The sequence below is a fragment of the Pseudomonas sp. ADPe genome, assembly GCF_014843515.1.
GTDB lineage: Bacteria > Pseudomonadota > Gammaproteobacteria > Pseudomonadales > Pseudomonadaceae > Pseudomonas > Pseudomonas citronellolis.
The window spans coordinates 2,471,195-2,490,041 of record NZ_CP062122.1; the positions used below are offsets into that span (position 1 = coordinate 2,471,195).

The 18,847-nt window shown below is 67.9% G+C and carries 18 protein-coding genes and 1 other RNA gene; 6 read left to right on the plus strand and 13 right to left on the minus strand.

What is annotated here, in order from left to right; all coding sequences use genetic code 11:
* Positions 1 to 7 precede the first annotated feature (7 nt).
* Positions 8 to 562 (minus strand): UPF0149 family protein, encoded by a 555-nt coding sequence (locus IG194_RS11330; RefSeq protein ID WP_058487728.1) that lies wholly within the window; start codon positions 560 to 562, stop codon positions 8 to 10.
* Positions 563 to 734: 172 nt separating this feature from the next.
* Between IG194_RS11330 and IG194_RS11335 the strand changes: the two genes are divergently transcribed.
* The 4 genes from IG194_RS11335 to IG194_RS11350 all read left to right on the plus strand — a co-directional run bounded on the left by IG194_RS11335 (position 735) and on the right by IG194_RS11350 (position 2,084).
* Complete coding sequence (locus IG194_RS11335; protein WP_009615100.1) at positions 735 to 944, plus strand: TIGR02449 family protein; 210 nt, start codon at positions 735 to 737, stop codon at positions 942 to 944.
* A complete protein-coding gene (locus IG194_RS11340; protein ID WP_009615099.1) occupies positions 941 to 1,255 on the plus strand; it encodes a cell division protein ZapA in 315 nt (104 codons plus the stop codon). Before IG194_RS11335 ends, IG194_RS11340 begins: the two co-directional genes overlap by 4 nt.
* Before the next feature lie 31 nt (positions 1,256 to 1,286).
* A non-coding RNA gene (ssrS, locus tag IG194_RS11345) (6S RNA) lies at positions 1,287 to 1,465 on the plus strand.
* A 10-nt stretch (positions 1,466 to 1,475) separates the two neighbouring features.
* The gene (locus tag IG194_RS11350) at positions 1,476 to 2,084 is read left to right on the plus strand and encodes a 5-formyltetrahydrofolate cyclo-ligase (RefSeq protein ID WP_043316421.1); all 609 of its coding nucleotides are present in this window, start codon (positions 1,476 to 1,478) and stop codon (positions 2,082 to 2,084) included.
* A 34-nt stretch (positions 2,085 to 2,118) separates the two neighbouring features.
* Here the strand turns inward: IG194_RS11350 and IG194_RS33035 are convergent, their stop codons facing one another.
* Positions 2,119 to 2,250, minus strand: a complete 132-nt coding sequence (locus tag IG194_RS33035) for a hypothetical protein (RefSeq protein WP_009615095.1) — start codon at positions 2,248 to 2,250, stop codon at positions 2,119 to 2,121.
* A gap of 186 nt (positions 2,251 to 2,436) precedes the next feature.
* On the opposite strand from IG194_RS33035, the gene IG194_RS11355 reads away from it, so the two are divergent.
* Entirely contained in the window at positions 2,437 to 2,892 is a 456-nt protein-coding gene (locus IG194_RS11355) for an EVE domain-containing protein (RefSeq protein WP_058487729.1), read from the plus strand.
* A gap of 344 nt (positions 2,893 to 3,236) precedes the next feature.
* Here the strand turns inward: IG194_RS11355 and IG194_RS11360 are convergent, their stop codons facing one another.
* From IG194_RS11360 to IG194_RS11375, 4 genes are all read right to left on the minus strand, one after another.
* Positions 3,237 to 4,361: an ABC transporter permease gene (locus tag IG194_RS11360; RefSeq protein ID WP_058487730.1), complete on the minus strand. Its 1,125-nt coding sequence runs from the start codon at positions 4,359 to 4,361 to the stop codon at positions 3,237 to 3,239.
* 3 nt (positions 4,362 to 4,364) lie between these two features.
* Positions 4,365 to 7,106: a ribosome-associated ATPase/putative transporter RbbA gene (gene rbbA, locus IG194_RS11365; RefSeq protein WP_058487731.1), complete on the minus strand. Its 2,742-nt coding sequence runs from the start codon at positions 7,104 to 7,106 to the stop codon at positions 4,365 to 4,367.
* A complete protein-coding gene (locus IG194_RS11370; protein ID WP_058487732.1) occupies positions 7,103 to 8,176 on the minus strand; it encodes an HlyD family secretion protein in 1,074 nt (357 codons plus the stop codon). Before IG194_RS11370 ends, rbbA begins: the two co-directional genes overlap by 4 nt.
* Positions 8,177 to 8,313: 137 nt before the next feature.
* Positions 8,314 to 8,718: a flagellar basal body-associated protein FliL gene (locus IG194_RS11375; protein WP_058072639.1), complete on the minus strand. Its 405-nt coding sequence runs from the start codon at positions 8,716 to 8,718 to the stop codon at positions 8,314 to 8,316.
* Positions 8,719 to 8,875: 157 nt separating this feature from the next.
* On the opposite strand from IG194_RS11375, the gene IG194_RS11380 reads away from it, so the two are divergent.
* Positions 8,876 to 9,853 carry an NADPH:quinone oxidoreductase family protein gene (locus IG194_RS11380; protein WP_058487733.1) on the plus strand — a complete coding sequence of 326 codons (978 nt, stop codon included), beginning with the start codon at positions 8,876 to 8,878 and terminating at the stop codon, positions 9,851 to 9,853.
* Positions 9,854 to 10,307: 454 nt separating this feature from the next.
* On the opposite strand, the gene IG194_RS11385 is transcribed toward IG194_RS11380, so the two are convergent.
* From IG194_RS11385 to IG194_RS11415, 7 genes are all read right to left on the minus strand, one after another.
* Positions 10,308 to 11,831 (minus strand): malonate--CoA ligase, encoded by a 1,524-nt coding sequence (locus IG194_RS11385; protein WP_058487734.1) that lies wholly within the window; start codon positions 11,829 to 11,831, stop codon positions 10,308 to 10,310.
* Positions 11,832 to 11,839: 8 nt separating this feature from the next.
* Positions 11,840 to 13,141: a malonyl-CoA decarboxylase gene (locus IG194_RS11390; RefSeq protein WP_058487735.1), complete on the minus strand. Its 1,302-nt coding sequence runs from the start codon at positions 13,139 to 13,141 to the stop codon at positions 11,840 to 11,842.
* 23 nt (positions 13,142 to 13,164) lie between these two features.
* Entirely contained in the window at positions 13,165 to 14,622 is a 1,458-nt protein-coding gene (locus tag IG194_RS11395; RefSeq protein WP_058487736.1) for an amidase, read from the minus strand.
* Positions 14,623 to 14,778: 156 nt separating this feature from the next.
* Positions 14,779 to 15,813, minus strand: coding sequence for an extracellular solute-binding protein (locus tag IG194_RS11400; RefSeq protein WP_058487737.1), 1,035 nt, complete (start codon positions 15,811 to 15,813; stop codon positions 14,779 to 14,781).
* A gap of 26 nt (positions 15,814 to 15,839) precedes the next feature.
* Positions 15,840 to 16,646: an ABC transporter permease gene (locus IG194_RS11405; protein WP_058487738.1), complete on the minus strand. Its 807-nt coding sequence runs from the start codon at positions 16,644 to 16,646 to the stop codon at positions 15,840 to 15,842.
* A complete protein-coding gene (locus IG194_RS11410) occupies positions 16,646 to 17,572 on the minus strand; it encodes an ABC transporter permease (RefSeq protein WP_058487739.1) in 927 nt (308 codons plus the stop codon). The genes IG194_RS11405 and IG194_RS11410 overlap by 1 nt, the downstream gene beginning before the upstream one ends.
* A 15-nt stretch (positions 17,573 to 17,587) precedes the next feature.
* Positions 17,588 to 18,706: an ABC transporter ATP-binding protein gene (locus IG194_RS11415; RefSeq protein WP_058487740.1), complete on the minus strand. Its 1,119-nt coding sequence runs from the start codon at positions 18,704 to 18,706 to the stop codon at positions 17,588 to 17,590.
* Positions 18,707 to 18,847: the final 141 nt, after the last annotated feature.

The following is an 18,847-nucleotide window of genomic DNA, read 5'->3' on the forward strand; positions in this document are numbered from 1 at the left end:
AGCTACCTCAGTGCAGGGAGGGTTTGTCGGCCGGCGCCGGCACCTTGCCGAATTCGGAGAACAGCAGCAGCGGGGCGACCCGCAGGTATTCCTGGACTTCCATGTAGTCCGTCTCGCCGTCCTCGGACTCTTCCAGCTGGCCCTGGACCTGGGCGATGGCGGCGATGTCCTGGAGCACTTCGTCGGCCTCGTCGGACAGGCTGGCCTGGCGCAGCGCCAGGCCAAAGCCGGCGAGGAAGCCCTGGCACCACTGGCCCAGGGCCTGGGCGCGCTCGGCCAAGGGGGCGTCGTCGTTGGGCAGCATCAGCACCACGGCCATCTCGCCGGCGCTCAGGTCCTGCTGGACCATGCCCAGCAGGCCGCCCAGGGCCGCCTGCAGGCGTTCGCCGAGTTCGCCGCCGAGCAGTTCGGAAGCGGCCTGCAGCCACTCGCCCTGGTCGAAGCCGGCGCCGGCGCAGACGCGCCCGAGCAGGTGGCCGTGCAATTCCGCCGGGGAGATCGGCAGGGCCGCCTCGGCGAGCAGGTTGGCGAAAGCGGTGTAGGCGGAATTTACTGTGGACATGCGCGGGACCTGAATATCGACGCTAGGCGCCACCAGGCGCTATGCATAGAATGAGAGTGGCTATCCTAGCACCGCCGGGCGCGCTCAGACCATGCGACGGCATGTCGGGCAGCCCCGTGCGGTGCCGTACCTTGTATAGTTTCCGGTCATCCCCTTGCCCAAGCGAGAGCCCATGGAAGACGCCGACCTGCAAACGCTGATCGCCAAATTCGACCTCCTGCTCCAGCGCCTGGAACAGCTCAAGGCGGAGAACCGGCTGCTGCGGGCCAACGAGAAGAGCTGGCGCGAAGAGCGCGCTCATCTGATCGAGAAGAACGAATTGGCGCGCCACAAGGTCGAAGCGATGATTTTGCGCCTGAAAGCCCTGGAGCAGGACTCATGAGCCAGACGAACACCCTGAACGTGCAGATTCTCGACAAGGAATACTGCATCACCTGCCCCGCCGAGGAGCGCGTCAACCTGGAAAGCGCCGCGCGCTACCTGGACAGCAAGATGCGCGAGATCCGCTCGAGCGGGAAGGTCATCGGCGCCGACCGCGTCGCCGTGATGGCCGCGCTGAACATCACCCACGACCTGCTGCACAAGCAGGAGCGCATGGACAACGAGCACAGCAGCACCCGCGAGCGCGTGCGCGAACTGCTCGAGCGCGTGGACCGCGCCCTTACCACCGATCAGCCCGGGCGGGAAGACTGACCCCGGAGAAAACCCTGGGGTATACTGGCCACGCTCCCTGGTGTGTTGGCCAGTCGGTGATGTCCCTGAGCCGATAATCGCAACAACGGAGGTTGCCAGTTGGGCTGGTGTGCATGTCCGCACGACGGAAAGCCTTAAAGCCTACTGCAACCGCCACCTTGAACTTTCGGGTTCAAGGGCTAACCCGACAGCGGCATGTCCGGGGAGCTTTCCTCCTACCATGATCCACGCCCAAGACCTTTCCCGCGCCGCCCTGCGCCGTCTGCTGCGCCAGGCCCGCCGCAAGCTCAGCGCGCAACAGCAACGCCAGGCCGCCCGCGACCTGCAGCGCCGCATGGCGCAACACCCGCTGTTCCGCCGCGCCCGCCACATCGCCCTGTACCTGCCCGCCGACGGCGAGATCGACCCGCGCCCGCTGCTCGAGGCCGCGCAGAAACGCGGCAAGGCCACCTACCTGCCGGTGCTCAGCCGCTGGCCGCACACCCACATGACCTTCCAGCGCGTCGGCAACGGCGAGCGCTGGCGGAAAAACCGCTACGGCATCGCCGAGCCGTTGCCGGACCGTGGCCGCCAACGCGAGCCCTGGGCGCTGGACCTGGTGCTGCTGCCGCTGGTGGGTTTCGACGAACGGGGTGGGCGCTTGGGCATGGGCAAGGGTTTCTACGACCGAACCCTGGCGTACCTGGGCAGGCGCAAAATCTGGCGCAAACCGACACTTTTGGGCCTGGCGCACGAGTGCCAGAAGGTGGACAGGCTGGACCTGGCCAGCTGGGATGTGCCGCTGCAGGGCATCGTCAGCGACGCCGGCTGGTACGGCGCGCTCGCCTAGGCGCCGCGTTCCCTGCGGCGCCCGGCGGGGTGGATCAGGGCTGTTTGGTCACCTGGACCGGGACCTCGCCCTGGCGATCCCACAGGCTCTGGGTGTAACCGGTGGTGACAACACCCAGGCCGAAAAGAATCACCAGCACCCACAACAGATCGGGCTTACGCTTCATCGATTGCCTCCCCCTTCCAGGCAAACTGTCAACGATGGCCGGCGGTGGTTTTTGGTCCGTCCGGCGCGTGCCAAGCTGAAAACGGCGGCATTCTCCGACAATGGAAAGCGTCTCGCAATTCCATGCCTGGTCCAGTCGTCGGAGTCAGTCGCTTCCCACAAAAACGGCGAAACTGGAGCAAGGATCATGCCGCACTGGCTGATGAAATCCGAACCCGACGAACTGTCGATCCATGACCTGCAGCGCCTGGGCAAGGCGCGCTGGGACGGCGTGCGCAACTACCAGGCGCGCAACTTCGTGCGCAGCATGCAGTCCGGCGACCTGTTCTTCTTCTACCACTCCAGCTGCCCGCAGCCGGGCGTGGCCGGCATCGCCCGCATCGAGGGCGAGGCCTACCCCGATCCCACGGCGCTGGACCCGCAGAGCCCCTACCACGACGCCAAGGCCAGCGCCGAGAAGAACCCCTGGAGCGCGCGGGACGTGAGCTTCGTGGAGGCGTTCAGGGAAGTGCTGCCGCTGGCCACCATCCGCGCCGCCGCCGGGCTGGAGGAGCTGGCCCTGGTGCAGCGCGGCAGCCGTTTGTCGGTGATGCCGGTGAGCGAGGAGCAGTGGAAGATCATTCTTGGGTTGGCGCGACGCTAGGACGCAGGCCGGTCGTCGGGTGGATTGGGGATGATGGCTCGGTGGGGATGCTCTTCGTAGGAGCGAGGGGAACGCCTAGTTCTTGCTCGCGAACGGGGGTCTGTCGGGGGTGCTTGGTGTTCATCCCCAAGAGCGCCCTCTCCCCAGCCCTCTCCCTGAAGGGAGAGGGGGCTTGTCCGTGCCAAGAGAAGTAATGGTTTCTGCCGGAAACACCATGGCTGCCGGCTAACTCCAAAACACCCGCCTCTGCCCAACGGTCCCCTCTCCCTTCAGGGAGAGGGTTAGGGAGAGGGAACGGAGCTCAACCTCGCACCGAAGCAACCGGCAGCCCCCCGTCACGAGCATCAAGCCATCTGCGAAATAGTCCTGCGGAACCGCCACAACGCCCCGCAGAAGAACGCCGCGCCAATGCCAATGATCGCCAGCAGTTGCGGCCAAACGATGGCCAGCCCGGCGCCGCGGAACAGGATGGCCTGGGCCAGGCTGACGAAGTGGGTGGTCGGGGCGAACAGCATGATGTTCTGTACCAGCTCCGGCATGCTCTCGCGCGGCGTGGTGCCGCCGGAGAGGATCTGCAGCGGCATCAGGGTGAGGATCACCAGCAGCCCCAGCTGCGGCATCGAGCGCGCCACGGTGCCGAGGAAGATGCCCATCGAGGTGGTGGCGAACAGGTGCAGCGCCGCGCCAAGCAGGAACAGCGCCAGCGAACCGCTGATCGGCACGTCCAGCCAGCCGCGCACCACCAGCTGCAGCGACAGCGCGGCCGCCGCCAGCACCACCACGCCCATGGACCAGACCTTGGCCAGCATGATCTCGAAGGCGGTCAGCGGCATCACCAGCAGGTGCTCGACGGTGCCGTGCTCGCGCTCGCGGATCAGCGCCGCGCCGGTGAGGATGATCGACAGCATGGTGATCTGGTTGATCACCTCCATCACCGCGCCGAACCAGGCCTGGGTCAGGTTGGGGTTGAACTCCATGCGCACCGCCAGCTCCGCCGGCATGCCCGGCTCGCTGCGGTAGCGGCTGACGAACTCGCGCACCTCGGTGGCGATGATGTTCTGGATGTAGCCGGCGCCGGAGAAGGCCTGGGCGGTCTGGGTGGCGTCGACGTTGACCTGCACCGCCGGCTGGCGGCCGGCCAGCACGTCGCGCTGGAAGTCCGGCGGGATGTCCAGGGTGAAGGTGTACAGGCCGGTGTCCATGCCGCGGTCCATCTGCGCGTGGCCGATCATTTCCGGCGTGCGGAAGTACGGTGCCTGGAAGGCGTTGACGATGCGCGAGGAGAGCTGCGACTGGTCCTCGTCGACCACCGCGATGGGCGCGTGGTGCAGCGTCTCCGGCACGCCGGTGGCGGAGCTGTAGACGCCCAGGGTGAAGGCCCAGGCGATCAGGATCAGCATCGCGTAGTCGCGGCCGAGGCTGCGGAACTCCTTGATGCCCAGGTTGAAGATGTTCGCCAGTTTCTTCATCGCTCAGTCCTCCTGCTTCTTCAACAGGAGCACGCTGAGCAGCGTCAGCACGCCGATGGCCGCCAGCAGCGGCAGGTAGTAGAGCCACAGGTCGCTCAGGCCCAGGGCCTTGGAGAAGGTGCCGCGGCTGATGATCAGGAAGTGCGAGGTCGGGTAGAGCTTGCCGATCAGCGCCGCCGCGCCCTCAAGCGAGGACACCGGGTGGATCAGCCCGGCGAACTGGATGGCCGGGATCATGGTGGCGATGGCGGTGCCGAACACCGCGGCGATCTGGCTCTTCATGAAGGTCGACAGCAGCAGGCCGAGGCCGGTGCTGGTGATCACGTACAGCAGCGCGCCGAGGCTCAGGGCCAGCAGGCTGCCCTTGAGCGGCACACGGAACAGCAGCACCGCCATGGCCAGCATCAGCACGAAGTTGACCATGCCCATGCCGATGTAGGGCAGCTGCTTGCCGAGCAGGAACTCCAGGCGCGTCACCGGCGTGACGTAGAGGTTGGTGATCGAACCCAGTTCCTTCTCGCGCACCACGCCCAGGGCGGTGAGCATCGCCGGGATCATGATCAGCAGCAGCGGGATCACCGCCGGGACCATGGCCTTGAGGCTCTCCACGTCGGGGTTGTAGCGGTAGCGCACCTCGGTGCTGGCCGCCGCGCTGGCCTCGGCGTTGCCGCTCTGCCGGGCCAGCTCGGCCAGGTAGCTGCCGTGCAGGCCCTGCACGTAGCCCTGCACGGTGTTGGCGCGGGTGGGCATGGCGCCGTCGATCCACACGCCGATGGCCGGGTCGTCGCCGCGCTTGAGGTCGCGGCCGAAGTGCGGCGGGATCTCCAGCGCCAGGCTCAGCTCGCCGCTGCGCAGGCGCCGGTCGAGGTCGTCGGGGTCGCGGATCGCCGGGTGCTCGACGAAGTAGCGCGAGCCGGCGATGTTCAGCGCGTAGGCCTGGCTGGTGGTGGTCTGGTCGCGGTCGAGCACGGCGTAGGACAGGTCCTCGACGTCCATGTTGATGCCGTAGCCGATGATGAACATCAGCAGCGCCGTGCCCAACAGCGCCAGGGTCAGGCGGATGGGGTCGCGGCGCAGTTCCATGGATTCGCGCCGCGCATAGCTGAACAGGCGCAGCGGGCTGAAGCGCTGGCGCTGCGGCTTGTGCGGCGCCTGCTCGACGCTGCTGGCCGGCGCCTGCGGCTCGGGCGGCGGCGCGGCGCTGCCGGCGGCCTCTTCCAGGTAGGCGATGAAGGTCGCCTCCAGGGTCGGCAGACCGCGCTTGTCGATCAGGCCCTGCGGGGTGTCGCTGTCGAGCACCTTGCCGGCGTGCATCAGCGAGATGCGGTCGCAGCGCTGGGCCTCGTTCATGAAGTGGGTGGAGATGAAGATGGTCACCCCGTCGCGCCGCGACAGCTCGACCATCAGCTGCCAGAAGCCGTCGCGGGCCACCGGGTCGACGCCCGAGGTGGGCTCGTCGAGGATGAGGATTTCCGGCTTGTGGATCACCGCCACGGCCAGCGACAGGCGCTGGCGGATGCCCAGCGGCAGGCTGTCGGGCAGCTCGTCGCGGACCTTGCCGAGGTCGAAGCGGGCGAGCATTTCCTCCACCCGCGGGCCTATCTGCTCGCTCGGCAGGTGGAACAGCTTGGCGTGCAGTTCCAGGTTCTGCAGCACCGTCAGCTCGGCGTACAGCGAGAAGGCCTGGGACATGTAGCCCACGCGGCGGCGGGTGGCCATGTCCTTGGCGTTCACCGGCTGGCCGAACAGCGCGCAGCTGCCCTCGCTGGCCGGCAGCAGGCCGGTGAGCATCTTCATGGTGGTGGACTTGCCGCAGCCGTTGGAGCCGAGGAAGCCGAAGATTTCCCCGCGCTCGATGCGGAAGCTGACGTGGTCCACCGCGACGAAGTCGCCGAAGCGGCAAGTCAGCCCCTCGGCCTCGATGGCGATCTGCGGCGCACCCTCGCTGTGCTGGCGCGGCGGAATCACCAGCGCGTGGTGGCCGGCGCGTTTGCGCTCGGGCAACAGCGCGACGAAGGCCGCCTCCAGGCTTTGCGTACCGGTGTGCTCGCGCAGCTCGGCCGGGGTGCCGGTGGCCAGCACCTTGCCCTCGTCCATCGCCACCAGGGTGTCGAAGCGCTCGGCCTCCTCCATGTAGGCGGTGGCCACCAGCACGCTCATGCCCTGGCGGCCGGCGCGGATGCGCCCGATCAGCTCCCAGAACTGATTGCGCGACAGCGGGTCGACGCCGGTGGTGGGCTCGTCGAGGATCAGCAGGTCGGGGTCGTGGATCAGCGCGCAGCACAGCCCGAGCTTCTGCTTCATGCCGCCGGAGAGCTTGCCCGCCGGGCGTTCGGCGAAGGGCGCAAGGCCGGTGCTGTGCAGCAGGTCGGCGATGCGCCGCTCGCGCTCGGCCTTGTCGTGGCCGAACAGGCGGCCGAAGAAGTCGACGTTCTCGAACACCGAGAGCGTCGGGTAGAGGTTCTTGCCCAGGCCCTGGGGCATGTAGGCGATGCGCGGGCACACCGCGCGGCGGTGGCGGGCGTCGCGCATGTCGCCGCCGAGCACGTGCACCTGGCCGTCCTGCAGCTTGCGCGCGCCGGCGATCAGCGCCAGCAGGCTGGACTTGCCGACGCCGTCCGGGCCGATCAGGCCGACCATGCGGTTGGCCGGGATGTCCAGGCTCACGTCGTCCACCGCACGGGTCTGCCCGTAGCGCAGCGACACGCCGGCCAGGCTGGCCACCGCGGCGTGCGGGGCGCTCATTGCGGAACCTTGATCTGCAGGTTGTCCGGCCATTGCGCTTCAGGGTCCAGGCGCAGGTAGGCCATGCCGGGCACGCCGGTCTTCACGTAGGTGATGTACTTCTCCAGCAGCGCCGGGTCCAGGCGCGCCTTGACGCGGAACATCAGCTTCTCGCGCTCGTTGGCGGTTTCCACGGTCTTGGGCGTGAACTGGGCGACGCTGGCGACGTAGGAGACCTTGGCCGGGATCACGTACTGCGGCACCGCGTCTATCACCAGGTGCACTTCCTGGCCAAGCTCCACGCGGCCGGCCTGGGCCGAGGGCAGGAAGAAGGTCATGTAGACGTCGGTCAGATCGACCATGTTGAGCAGCTTGCCGCCGGCGGCCAGCACCTCGCCGGGCTGCGCCACGCGGTACTGCACGCGGCCGTCGCGGGGGGCGCGCAGCAGGCTGTCGTCGATGTCGGCCTGCAGCCGGGCGACGCTGGCGGTGGCCGCCTCGATGGCCGATTGCGCCTCGATCACCTGGGAACGCCCGGCCTCGATGGCGGCCTGGGCCGAGACCACCTGGGAGCGCGCGGCGGACAGCGCGGCCTGGGCGCTCTGCAGCACGGCGCGGTCGTCGTCCAATTGCTGTTGCGGCAGGGCGTTGCGCCTGACCAGTTGTTCGGTGCGGGTGAAACGCTTCTGCGCGGCGGTGAGTTCGGCCTGGCGCTGAGCCACCACCGCCTCGGCGGTGCTCTTCTCGCTGTTGCGCTGGGTCACCACGGATTCGGCGGTGAGCTTGGCGTTCTGCGCCCGGCGCACCTCGGCCTGGGCCTGGGCCAGCTGCGCTTCCAGCACCTGGGTGTCCATGCGCGCGACCACTTCGCCGGTCTTGACGAAGTCGCCCTCGTCCACCTTGATCTCGGCCACGCGGCCGGGCAGCTTGGTGGCCACGTCCACCTCGGTGGCCTCGATGCGCCCGTTGCCGCTGGCGAAGCCTTCGCCCAGGCCGTTGGGCTTGAGCGTCTGCCAGGCCAGCGCGGCGACCACGGCACAGGCCGCGAGCACGCCGCCGCGGAACAGCCAGCGTTTCGAATTTCCCTTCATCGTACCCCCTGGTCAACGCTCATCAGAGCGATCTTGTAGGGATCTTCAGCGAAGGGAGGGGAAAAGGCCTTGATACAGGTCAGAGCCGCCCGAAAAGACCTGGATAGCGGGCGAAAACACGCGAAACCTGTGCCTTGTCAGGGCTGCACGATCAGGTTGTTGAACAGCAGATCGTCCACCAGCGGCTTCCCTTCCTCTTCTTTGAGGACCGTCTGTACCTGCTTGAGCGCCTCCTGGCGCAGTTTCTCCTTGGCCTCGACGCTGCCGAGGGTCTCGTCGGTCTGCTGGGCGAACAGCATGATCAGCTGGTTGCGGATCAGCGGCTCGTGGTGCTCGACCTTCTCCTCGGCCTCCTTGCCGGTGACCTTTAGGGCGATGTCGGCCTTGTAGTACTTCAGTTTCGGGCCGCTGCCGTAGTTGCCCACCAGGGCCGGGGTGAGGTCGACGAACAGCGGTTTGTTGGCGTCTTCCGGCTTGGCCTCCTCGGAAGCCATCAGGGGGCTGAGGAACAGGGCCAGCGACAGGGCGATCAGGGCTTTCAAGGCGACTTCTCCATGCACGATGCCGGCAAGCATAGCCATACCGGGCGCGCGGCCCAAGCCCGGCGGTTATGCACGGGCATAAGCCGGGACCATACTGATTTGCCCCCCGCCCCGTCACTCCTACACTGCCGGGCATTACACGAAAGGAGTACCTCCGATGAAAGCCTTGCTGTGCAAAGCCTTCGGCCCCGCCGAAACCCTGGTGCTGGAAGAAGTCGCCAGCCCCGAGCCGAAGAAGAACGAAGTGCTGCTGGACGTCCACGCCGCCGGAGTGAACTTCCCGGATACCCTGATCATCGAGGGCAAGTACCAGTTCAAGCCGCCCTTCCCCTTCGCCCCGGGCGGCGAGGCCGCCGGCGTGGTCGCGGCGGTGGGCGAGAAGGTTTCCCACGTGAAGCCCGGCGACCGCGTCATCGCCCTGACCGGCTGGGGCAGCTTCGCCGAACAGGTGGCGGTGGGCGCCTACAACGTGCTGCCGATCCCGGCGGGCATGGACTTCACCACCGCGGCCGCCTTCGGCATGACCTACGGCACCTCGATGCACGCGCTCAAGCAGCGCGGCAACCTGCAGCCGGGCGAGACCCTGCTGGTGCTCGGCGCCTCCGGCGGCGTGGGCCTGGCGGCAGTGGAAATCGGCAAGGCCATGGGCGCGAAAGTGATAGCCGCGGCCAGCAGCGACGCCAAGCTGGAAGTGGCCAAGGCCGCCGGCGCGGATGTGCTGGTCAATTACAGCGAAGGCAGCCTGAAGGACAAGCTCAAGGAAATCACCGGCGGCCAGGGCGTGGACGTGATCTACGACCCGGTGGGCGGCGAGCTGTTCGAGGAAGCCTTCCGCAGCATCGCCTGGAACGGCCGCCTGCTGGTGGTGGGCTTCGCCAGCGGCACCATCCCGTCGCTGCCGGCCAACCTGCCGCTGCTCAAGGGCGCCTCGCTGGTGGGCGTGTTCTGGGGCGCCTTCGCCCAGCGCCAGCCGCAGGACAATGCGGCGAACTTCCAGCAGTTGTTCCAGTGGTTCGCGGAGGGCAAGTTGAAGCCGCTGGTTTCGCAGACTTATCCGTTGGAGAAGGCTGGGGATGCCATCAACCATCTCGGGCAGCGGCGGGCTGTTGGGAAGGTGGTGGTGCAGGTGCGTTGAGGGTGTTCGGCTTGATGTGATGGTGCTTGGGGTGGGTCCTTTCCCTCTCCCTAACCCTCTCCCTGAAGGGAGAGGGGACCGTTCGGTGTGAAGTGTGATATCGGCGCTCGCCGGCCACGCCGGTGTTGCCGGATAGCACGAAAACCACCGACGGCACGGATAGCTCCCTCTCCCTGAAGGGAGAGGGGGCCGTTGGGCAGAGGCGGGTGTTTTGGAGTTAGCCGGTTAGCCCGGTAGGTTCCGGCTGAAACCATTACTTCTCTCGGCACGGACTAGCCCCCTCTCCCTTCAGGGAGAGGGCTGGGGAGAGGGTTGCGGAGTCCATCCAATACACCGAGCTCACCGGCGAGCACTGTTCGCGAGCAAGAACTAGGCGTCCCCCTCGCTCCTACGAAAAGCCGTTATCGCGCCGGGACCAACGGCGGATAACCGCGAACGGTTATCCGCCCTACGTTCAGGCGTACAACTGCTTGAAGCGCTCGCGCAGCTGGTTCTTCTGCACCTTCCCCATCACATTGCGTGGCAGCGCGTCCACGAACACCACCCGCTTGGGCTGCTTGTAGCGCGCCAGGTGACCGTCCAGGCCGGCCAGGATGTCCGCTTCGCTCGGCGCCTCGCCGGGCTTGGCCACCACCACCGCCGTCACGCCTTCGCCGAAGTCGCGGTGCGACACGCCTATCACCGCCGACTCGGCCACGCCCGGCAGGGTGTCGATGAGTTGTTCCAGCTCCTTCGGGTACACGTTGTAGCCGCCGCTGATGATCATGTCCTTGCTGCGCCCGACGATCTGCACGTAGCCCTTGTCGTCGATGAAGCCGATGTCGCCGGTCATGAAGAAGCCGTCCGCGCGCAGTTCCTCGGCAGTCTTCTCGGGCATGCGCCAGTAGCCGCGGAACACGTTGGCGCCGCGCACTTCGATCATCCCCGGCTCGCCTTGCGGCAGCAGCTTGGCTTCCTTCTCGCCCGGATCGGTGATGCGCAGTTCCACGCCCGGCAGCGGGAAGCCGACGGTGCCGGCGATGCGTTCGCCATGCAGCGGGTTGGAGGTGTTCATGCCGGTCTCGGTCATGCCGTAGCGTTCCAGGATCGCCACCCCGGTGCGTTCGCGGAAGGCCTTGTGCGTCTCGGCGGTGAGCGGTGCGGAGCCGGAGACGAACAGGCGCATATGCGCCACCGCCTCGCGGGTCAGGCCGGCCTGGTCGAGCAGACGGGTGTAGAAGGTCGGTACGCCCATCAGCAGATTCACCTGCGGCAGCAGACGCAACACCTGCGCGGCGTCGAACTTGTCCACGTACAGCAGCGAGCCGCCGGCCATCAGCAGGCTGTTGATGGCTACGAACAGGCCGTGGATGTGGAAGATCGGCAGCGCGTGCAGCAGCCAGTCGTCCGCCGTGATGGCCCACGCCTGGACCAGTGCGCGGGCGTTGGAGACCAGGTTGCCGTGGCTGATCATGGCGCCCTTGGAACGCCCGGTGGTGCCGGAGGTGTAGAGGATGGCGGCGAGGTCGTCGGCGCTGCGCTCGATGTCCAGGAAGCGCCCCGGCTTGCCTTCCACATGGGGCATCAGGCTGCCTTCGCAGCGCTGGCCCAGGCTCGCCACGCGGGCCACGCCGCATTGCTGCGCCAGTGCCCTGGCCTGTTCCTCGAAGGCCGGGGTGCAGACGAACAGCGAGGGTTCGGCGTCGCCGAGGAAGTAGCTCAGCTCGTCGCTGGTGTAGCCGCTGTTCAGCGGCAGGTAGACCGCGCCGGCGCGCAGGGTGCCGAGGTAGAGCATGACCGCCTCGGGGCTCTTGTCCACCTGCACGGCGACGCGGTCGCCCGGCTGCACGCCGAGCTCCACCAGGGCGTGGGCGAACTGCGCGCTGCTGCGCAGCATCTCGGCGTAGCTGTAGCCGCCGCCGTCCGGGGTGCGGAGGAAGGGTTTGTTCAGGTCTTCGGGCAAGTGCTCGCCGACGGCGGCGAAAAGGCTCTGGTTCATGGCGGTTCCTAGCGGCGTGGCTTGGCCGGTGGGGCGAGATGTCGCTTGACCTCGTTGGCGGCGATCACCGTGCCCTGGTTGGCGTAGGCTTCGTGGTTTTTCTCGATCTGACGCAATTCGTAGCGGTAGTTGACCATCAGCCCGGCGGCCTGGCGCAGGCCGCCGGCGGAGAGGTCGCCGCGCCAGTTCAGGCGTTCCAGGCGGGCGCCGTTGCCCAGGTGGAAGCGCGCCACCGGGTCCAGCGGCTGGCCCTGGGCGTTCTTCGCTTGCAGGAAGTACTCGGCGGCCAGCGCCAGCAACGGCTGTTCCAGGCGCGGCGGTGGCGGCGCGTCGGGCTTGAGCGCCTTCAGGCATTCGGCGACCTCGGGGCGCTCGGCCTGGCTGTCGAGCCAGCGGCGCAAGCCGGGCACCGGCGAGAGGGTGACGTACTGCTTGAGCCTCGGCACTTCGCGGGCCAGCTCCTCCACCACCTGCTTGATCAGGAAGTTGCCGAAGGAGATGCCGCGCAGGCCCTCCTGGCAGTTGCTGATGGAGTAGAACACCGCGGTGTCCGGCGCCTCGGCGGCCTCGCCGGGTTGTTCGAGGATTTCCGCGATGGCGGCGGGCATCTGGCGGGTCAGCGCCACCTCGACGAAGATCAGCGGCTCCTCCGGCAAGGCCGGGTGGAAGAACGCGAAGCAGCGGCGGTCGGCCGGTTGCAGGCGGCTGCGCAGGTCGTCCCAGTCCTTGATGGCGTGCACCGCCTCGTAGCGGATGATCTTTTCCAGGATCGCCGCCGGCGTCGACCAGTCGATGCGCCGCAGCACCAGGAAGCCGCGGTTGAACCAGGAGGCCAGCAGGTGCTGCAGGTCATGGTCCACCGCGGCCAGTTGCGGCCGCTCCTTGAGCTCCTGCAGCAGCCGGCGGCGCATGGCGATCAGCTCGGCGGTGCCGCCGGGGGCCTGGTTGAGGCGGCGGAACAGCTCCTGGCGCGGCGGCTCGCAGGCCTCGAACAGCGCGGTGACCTGCTCGGCGCCGGGGTTCTCCAGGTAACGCCGGCAGGCTTCGGCCAGGGCTTCGCGGGGCGGCGCGAAGTCGTTCAGCAGGTTGTCGAAGAAGGCTTTCTGCTGCTCCGCCGGGCAGTCGCGGTAGGCGCACAGCACCTGGCGCGCCAGGGCCACGCCGGAAGCCTCGCCGTGGCCGGAGAGCAGCCGGCGGCTGGCCTCCACCAGCGAGGCGGCGCTGATCGGCGCCGGCTCGCGGGATTCCAGCAGCTGGCGGCCACGTTCGCTGATGCTCTGCAGCAGTTCCTGGAAGAAGCTGACGTTCATCGAACCTCCTTCTGCGGCGCGCCTCACTGCGCCAGCAGCGGCGGCGGGCAGCGCCGGTACCATTGGGTGGCCTGCTCGTAGGCATGGGCCAGTTGCAGCACGGCCAGGTCGGCCTGGTGCCGGCCGATGATCTGCAGGCCCATGGGCAGGCCCTGTTCATTGAAGCCTACCGGCACGTTGGCGACAGGGCAGCCGGACAGGGTGGCGGGGATCACCACTTCCATCCAGCGGTGGTAGGTGTCCATGGCGCGGCCGGCGACTTCCTTCGGCCAGTGCAGGTTCTTGTCGAAGGGGAACACCTGGGCGCTGGGCAGCAGCAGGTAGTCGTAGCGCTCGAACAGGCGCTGGATGGCGCGGTACCAGTCGCTGCGCGCCACCGTGGCCCGGTACACGTCCATGGCCGACAGGCGCAGGCCGTTCTCCACTTCCCAGTGTGCCTCCGGCTTGAGCAGTTCGCGCTTGGCCGGGTCGGCATAGGCCGCGCCCAGGGAACCGGCGACGAACCAGTGGCGCAGGGTGCGCCAGCAGTCCCACAGGCGTTCGGCGGAGAAGCCCAGCTCGCAGGATTCGACCGCGCAGCCGATGGCCTGGAAGTCGGCGAACGAGCGCTGGCACAGTTCCAGCACGCCGCGCTCCATGGCCAGGTGGCCGCCGAGGTCGCCCAGCCAGCCCAGGCGCGCGCCCTTGAAGTCGCGCTCCAGCGGGCCGGCGAAGGCCTTGCCGGATTCGGCGATGGACAGCGGCGCGCGGGCGTCGCTGCCGGCCTGCACCGACAGCAGCAGGGCCACGTCGCGCACGCTGCGGCCCATGGGGCCTTCGTAGCCGAGCTGGTCGAAGAACAGGTCGGCGGCGTCGTCGAAGGGCACTCGGCCCTGGGACGGGCGGAAGCCGACGATGTTGTTGAACGCCGCCGGGTTGCGCAGCGAGCCCATCATGTCGCTGCCGTCGGCCACCGGCACCAGTTGCATGGCCAGGGCCGCCGCCGCGCCGCCGCTGCTGCCGCCGGCGGTGCGGCTGGGGTCGTAGGCGCAGCCGGTGGCGCCGAACAGCGGGTTGTAGCTCTGCGAGCCGAGGCCGAATTCCGGGGTGTTGCTCTTGCCGATGAGGATGGCGCCAGCGGCGCGGATGCGCTCGACCATGATGCCGTCGCGCTCGGGCAGGTAGTCGCGGTACAGCGGCGAACCCAGGGTGGTGCGGATGCCCTTGGTCAGCGACAGGTCCTTGATGGCGTGGGGCAGGCCGTGCATCCAGCCGCGGTATTCGCCACGGGCCAGCTCTGCGTCGCGCGCGTCGGCCTGGGCCAGCAGCGCCTCGGCCGGTTGCAGGCTGACCAGGGCGTTGACCGCCGGGTTGAAGCGCTCGATGTGCGCCAGGTAGTCGCCCATCACCTCGCGGCAGGAGACCTGGCGCAGGCGGATGAGCTGCGCCAGCTCATGGGCCTGAAGCTGGACGAGGGGGCTGATATTCGGGTTCTGGCTCATGTGACGCGGCCTTTCTCTGGGTTCCCGCGTTCGCGGGAATGACGGAACGATGTTTGTGCAGATGCGACTTTTGGCGGGGTGAGCGAAGCCACGGCGCCTCGCGGCGCCCTGCCCCACCCCGTCACCCCCGCGAACGCGGGGGCCCAGCGCCTTCGGTCAGCGCATCAGGTTGGTCCACAGGCGGTCGGCCAGGCGGATGGCGCCTTCACCGCAGGTCTTGCTGAAGACCACCTTGGTGCCCTCGGGGATGTGCAGCTCCGGCGCATCCTTCAGGCTCGGGTCGAGGAAGGCGTCGGAGCCCTTGATCGGGCTCTGGTGCTTGAGGAAGTTCTGGGTGATCGCCGAGTTCTCCGGCTGGCTCATGAAGGCGATGAACTGGCGGGCGGCGTCAGGATTCCTGCTGCCCTTGGGGATCACCAGGTTGTCCACCCAGGCCATCACGCCTTCCTTGGGGTAGAGGTACTTCAGGCTCGGCTTCATCTCCCGCGCGCGCAGCGACGAACCGCCCCAGAACAGCGACATGGAGGTCTCGCCGGAAGCGAGGTTCTCGCGCACCGAACCGGCCTTGGAGCTGTACGTCTTGACGAAGGGCTTCTGCGCCTTGAGCAGGTTCAGCACCTGCTGCACCTGTTTCGGGTCCTCGCTGCACAGCGGCACGCCCAGGTACAGGCTGGCGGTGTCCATCACCTCGTTGACCGAGTCGAGCATGTTGATCTTGCCCTGCAGCTCCTGCGGCGGCTGGAACAGCAGCGAGTAGCTGTCGGCCGGGCCCTTGTAGGTGGCGGTGTCGTAGACCACGCTGGTGGTGCCCCAGATGAAGGGTACCGAGTAGCCGCCTTCCGGGTCCCAGGTGGGCTTCTGCAGGTTGTCCTCGATATTCGCGTAGTACGGCTGCTTGATCGGATCGAAGCGCTCCAGCAGGTTCTCGTGGACCAGGATCGGCACGAACTGGTGCGAGGGGATGGCCACGTCGTAGCCGCTGCCGCCCTGCTTGAGCTTGGCCAGCAGGGTCTCGTTGGAATCGTAGGAATCCACCGTGACCTTGATGCCGGTCTGCTTCTCGAACTTCTCCAGGATCTGCGGCGAGAAGTAGCCGCTCCAGCTGATGACGTTGACCTGTCCGGCGGCGTGGGCCGCGCCGGCCAGGCTCAGCGACAGGGTGGCGGCGATGACTGCGATCGACTTGCTCATGTTGACTCCCGGTTGTGGCGTGGCGCTCAGGCTTTGGCTTTGCCGAGCAGGAAGGAAAGACTGACGAAGAACACGGAAACCCCGAGGATCAGCGTCGACACCGCATTGACGTCGGGCGTGACGCCCATCCGCAGCAGGCCGAAGATGAAGATCGGCAAGGTGGTGGTGCCGGCCTGGGAGACCATCATCGAGATCACGAAGTTATCCAGCGAGACGATGAAGGCCAGCATCAGCCCGGAGAAGATCCCCGGCATCAGCAGCGGCAGGGTGACCTTGCGGAAGGTCCTCCAGGGCCCGGCGTAGAGGTCGGCGGCGGCCTGCTCCAGGGACAGGTCCATGTCCTCCAGGCGGGCGCGGATCGGCAGGTAGGCGAAGGGGATGCAGAACACCGTGTGGGCGATGATCAGGTTGCCGTAGCCCAACGACACGCCGAGGCTGGAGAACAGCGCCAGGGTGGCCACGCCGACGACGATCTCCGGCAGCACCAGCGGCAGCATGATGGCGCCCATGGACAGGCGCATACCCTTGAACTTCGCCCCGCGCGAGGTGCCCAGCGCGGCCAGGGTGGCGATGGCGGTGGCGATCATGCTGGCGCACACGGCGATCAGCAGGCTGTTGCCGGCCGCGCTGCGCAGCGCCTGGTTGGCGAAGGCGGCGCGGTACCAGTCGAGGCTGAAGCCGGTCCACACGGTGGCGGACTGGTTGGCGTTGAACGAGTAGACCACCAGCACCACGATGGGCGCGTACAGGTAGAGGTAGAACAGCAGGCTGAAGCCGCCGAAGCCGGGGAAGTCCTGCACGCCGAGACGGCGCTTGCGCAACAGACTCGGCATCACACACCTCCCCGGGCCACGCGCAGGCGCTCGGCGCGCATCGCGTAGAAGGTCAGGGCGAGCATCACCGCCGCCATCAGCACCAGCGACAGGGCGGCGCCGAAGGGCCAGTTACGCGAGTCGGCGAACTGCCGGAAGATCAGGTTGCCGAGCATCATCTTGGTGCCGCCGCCGAGCAGTTCCGGGGCGATCATCGCGCCCAGGCAGGGCACGAAGGTGAGGATGGCGCCGGCCAGGATGCCCGGCCGGGCGATCGGCAGCACCACCTTGCGCAGGGTGCGCAGGCGCCCGGCGTAGAGGTCCTGGGCGGCTTCCAGCAGACGCATGTCCATCTTCTCCAGGGTCGAGTAGATCGGCAGCACCACGAAGGGCGCGTAGGTGTAGACCAGGCCCAGCAGCACCGCGCCGTCGTTGTAGAGCAGCGGCAGCGGCTGGTGGATCAGGCCCAGGCCCATGAGGCCGTTGTTGATCGCCCCGGTGCCGCGCAGCAGCAGTATCCAGGCATAGGTGCGGATCAGCAGGTTGGCCCAGAACGGCACGGTGATCAGGAAAATCAGCAGGCCGCGGCGCCGCGCCGGCTGCATGGCCAGCCAGACCGCCACCGGGAAGCCCACCAGCAGGGTGATGACGGTGGTGGCCGTGGCGATGCCCAGCGAGCGCAGGGCGATGACCAGGTAGGAGTCGGCGAAGGCCAGGCTGTCGTCCAGCTGGCGCTCGAACAGCAGCGAGACGTAGGCGTCGCTGCTGAACACGTGGTTGACGCCGCCATAGGGGTTGGCCTGCATCAGCGAGTAGGCGGCGACGATGAGGATCGGCACCACCAGGAACAGGCCGATCGCCAGCAGCGCCGGCGACACGCCGAGCAGGCCGGCCAGGGCCCGGCGCCGCTCCAGGGCGTTGCCGGGGCGTACGGTGAGAGTGGTCATGGCGAGTTCCTCGGCTCAGTCCAGCAGCACGCTGGCGCTGTCGCGGTCGAACTGCAGGCCCAGGCGCTCGCCGGCGGCGAAGCGCTGGCTCTGCCCGGCGCTGTTGGGCGTGCGCACGCGCAGGCGGGTGCCGTCGGCGAGTTGCACCTGGTACTGCAGGTCGGTGCCCAGGTAGACCTGTTCGGCCAGGGTGCAGGGCGTGGCATCCGGGGTGTCGGCGCCGACCAGGCGCAGGCGCTCGGGGCGGATCGACAGGGTCACCTCGGCGCCTTCGCGCAGGCCCTCGCGGCCCGCCGCGCGCAGCGTCTGGCCGCCGGGGATGCGGAACAGCGCCTGCTCGCCGGCCAGCTCGGCGACCTGCGCCGGGAGGAAGTTGGTCTCGCCGATGAAGTCGGCGACGAAGCGGTTGCGCGGCTGCTCGTAGATGTCCGTCGGCCGGCCGACCTGCTGCACCTCGCCATTGGCCAGCACGGCGATGCGGTCGGACATGGTCAGGGCTTCTTCCTGATCGTGGGTGACGAAGATGAAGGTGATCCCGGTCTTGGCCTGGATCGTCTTGAGTTCTTCGCGCATGGCCTGGCGCAGCTTCAGGTCCAGCGCCGAGAGCGGCTCGTCGAGCAGCAGCACCTTGGGGTGCGGGGCCAACGCGCGGGCCAGGGCCACGCGCTGCTGCTGGCCGCCGGAAAGCTGCGTCGGGCGGCGCTCGGCGAAGCGTTCCATCTGCACCAGGGCAAGCATCTCGCGCACCCGCTCGGCGACGGCCGCCTTGCCCAGGCGCTGGCCCATGGGGTGCGACTCCAGGCCGAAGGCCAGGTTCTGCGCGATGGTCATGTGCGGGAACAGCGCGTAATGCTGGAACACGGTGTTGACCGGGCGATCGTAGGGCGCGCGGTCGGCGATGTTCTCGCCATAGAGGAGGATTTCCCCGGCGGTGGGGAACTCGAAGCCGGCGATCATCCGCAGCAGGGTGGTCTTGCCGCAGCCGGAGGGCCCGAGCAGGGTGAAGAATTCGTTGTCGCGGATGTCCAGGTCGACGCTCTTCAGCGCCACCGGGCCGCTGTCGGGGTCGCCGTAGACCTTGCGCACCGAACGGATGGAGACGGCGGCCGTCTGCAGGCTGTGCAGGGCACTCATGGATGTACCTCCGGTTCCCTCCCCCGCTGGCGCTGGCGCGTGCGGGAGCTTGTATTTGTTGTGGCAGGAATGGGGAAAGCGCTGCAGCGTGTGCCGGTGACCGGCTGGTTTTGTGGTGAGGCTGCTGGGGCCGAGTGTGGC